3 protein-coding genes are annotated in these 2,000 nt (G+C 49.0%); 1 reads left to right on the top strand and 2 read right to left on the bottom strand.

Annotated elements, in window-relative coordinates:
* Nucleotides 1-44: 44 nt before the first annotated feature.
* Together HMPREF3140_RS15240 and HMPREF3140_RS15235 are read right to left on the bottom strand one after the other, a co-directional pair.
* A complete protein-coding gene (locus HMPREF3140_RS15240) occupies nucleotides 45-323 on the bottom strand; it encodes a type II toxin-antitoxin system TacA family antitoxin (protein ID WP_040217023.1) in 279 nt (92 codons plus the stop codon).
* Nucleotides 324-416: 93 nt separating this feature from the next.
* Nucleotides 417-635, bottom strand: a complete 219-nt coding sequence (locus tag HMPREF3140_RS15235; protein WP_070553031.1) for a hypothetical protein — start codon at nucleotides 633-635, stop codon at nucleotides 417-419.
* Nucleotides 636-1,609: 974 nt separating this feature from the next.
* Between HMPREF3140_RS15235 and HMPREF3140_RS15230 the strand changes: the two genes are divergently transcribed.
* On the top strand, nucleotides 1,610-1,924 hold the full coding sequence (locus HMPREF3140_RS15230; protein WP_070553030.1) for a hypothetical protein: 315 nt from the start codon (nucleotides 1,610-1,612) through the stop codon (nucleotides 1,922-1,924).
* Nucleotides 1,925-2,000 lie beyond the last annotated feature (76 nt).

Here is a 2,000-nt window from a genome sequence, read left to right as displayed (position 1 = left end):
TACCCGAAATCTGATTTATTCAACAAAGCCCGATTCAGGCGCTCTCATTCCCATTGTGATTTGCGGTTCATCAGGTTATCGATTCGCGCCTGGCGCTCCGGCGTTATTGGGGCGTCAAGCTCCTCTATAAACGCCTTAAACTGGTTGTGATTGAGGAGAAACAGGCGTTGATCAAGCAGAATGTTCTGTGCTTCCCTGCAGGCGACCTCAAGCATAAAATCAGTCAGTGATTTTGAGACCAGGCTTGCGGCCATGTCGATCAGGTCACGCTGTGATTTTCTGGCTCGGATACTAATCGGAGCTTCACGAACGTCAGGTTTCATAGATACCCCATGTGTAGCAGATTTATATACAATTCAACTCTGGCACGCTTCGTCGGTTAGAAACACGAGCTGCATTGTACACTCATGCATCATTCAGGACTTATAAAGTTGTATCCAGCTGATAATGTCATCGAGCTGTTGGTTATCCAGTTGGCCGCAGTTTTCAAAAACAGCTTCAGCGACGTAGCCCAGCATTTTCTCGGTTGAAGAGCCTACACCAGCAACTCCCCCCATACCCTGTCTGCCCTCATTTGTCAGTACTCTTCTGCCGCTGCCGCTGCCGGTAAGAAACTGCTTCGCTTCGATGTTCACTTATTATCTCCCTAACAAAGCTGGTGTTAATTCTGTTAAAGCGTTCGCCCGTAAGGCCCGTTCGCCACTTTCGGTGATAAGCGTAAGAACAAACCGCGTATCCACGGTATCAGCTCAGAGCTGTAACGAACAGCAGCCCCAGGGGAAATAGTCCGTTCAGAACAGGTACCTTACACCGGATTGATGTCTACTGTATGCCATAAATGAGGGAAAACTGGCGATGGCCATTCTCCTGATTCTGATCGCCGGCAAGCGTCCCAGGTAGCAAAAGAGCGTACGTAAGACAACATACCCTTGAGGGTCCTGACCTTCAACGTGCCCGACCCGGCCCCCGCCGCGCGGACGAAAAAAAGAGAAAAAATAAAAAAAAGAAAAAAGAATATGCCTAAAATGTGCACAGTCGCGACCCACGCAGAGCGTGGCGCACCGAGGCAAAGGCTTTGCAGGGCTGTAAGGCATGTTGTCTTACGTTTTGAGTGTGATGGTCCGTTCCCACCAGCTTTCATGAATTGTCCCGCCGGGTGGACTGCTATAAAGTGCATACCAGCACTGCAGCCCCTGCCGGTGATGAAGAATAATTCCGTCCGGCGAGTATTGAGCAAGACCTTCACTACGTATTAAAACCTGGAACTCCGGGAGGACGATGCCTGAGGTGCTTTACCACCGGGAGTAAAAATTCGTTTATGGCGCCAGCAGCTGGTACCTGGCAGAGTTAAGTTCTTATCGCAAAGGATGATAAAAATGAGCCATGGCAAATGTGAGCCGACAAACACGAATGCCGCCGATTACAAGCTGTACGCGCGATTCGATGCTGGTGAAACGCTTGAAAGCGTTTTAGCCTCTCCTCCGACCACGAAGCACAATAAAGTAACTTCTGAAGGAAACATCAGGACTGAACACAGAATGTGGATAGCGTGGAGAAAGAAGCATCCCAGACCACTCTGATTATCAGTGACGATTAATAAGGATAAAACATGCGAACGACAAGTATCACCCTGTGTCTGGTTTTGGCGAGTTTTGGTGTATCCGCTAAAATCCTTGCAGACCCAGACCTTATTTACCAGGCAAATAAAACGTGTGCTAAACGAGATGTACTGGAACTGAAAGTCCCTTTAGAAGCCAATAATCCCTACTCTCCCACATGGGGTTTGGACAAGGGCATGGTGCAGGCCACAATTGACGCACTGAAAGAAAATCCAGACATCGCCCCGACTGACTCTGTAGCCTGCCAACAGGCTGCAATAAAACAGTATCGGGCTGGGCAAAAACACTACAGTAAGCTCAGGTAGCTGCCGTGATGCCCACCAGCTGAAACCTGTGTGTGGTATAAAAACTGATCCTACCCGCGTAATATGGACACAACCC

Origin of the sequence: Klebsiella sp. HMSC16A12 (assembly GCF_001808265.1) — a bacterium.
Taxonomy (GTDB): Bacteria; Pseudomonadota; Gammaproteobacteria; order Enterobacterales; family Enterobacteriaceae; genus Klebsiella; species Klebsiella pneumoniae.
The sequence above is the reverse complement of the archived record's forward strand: the minus strand, read 5'-3'. Positions and strand labels throughout refer to the sequence as shown.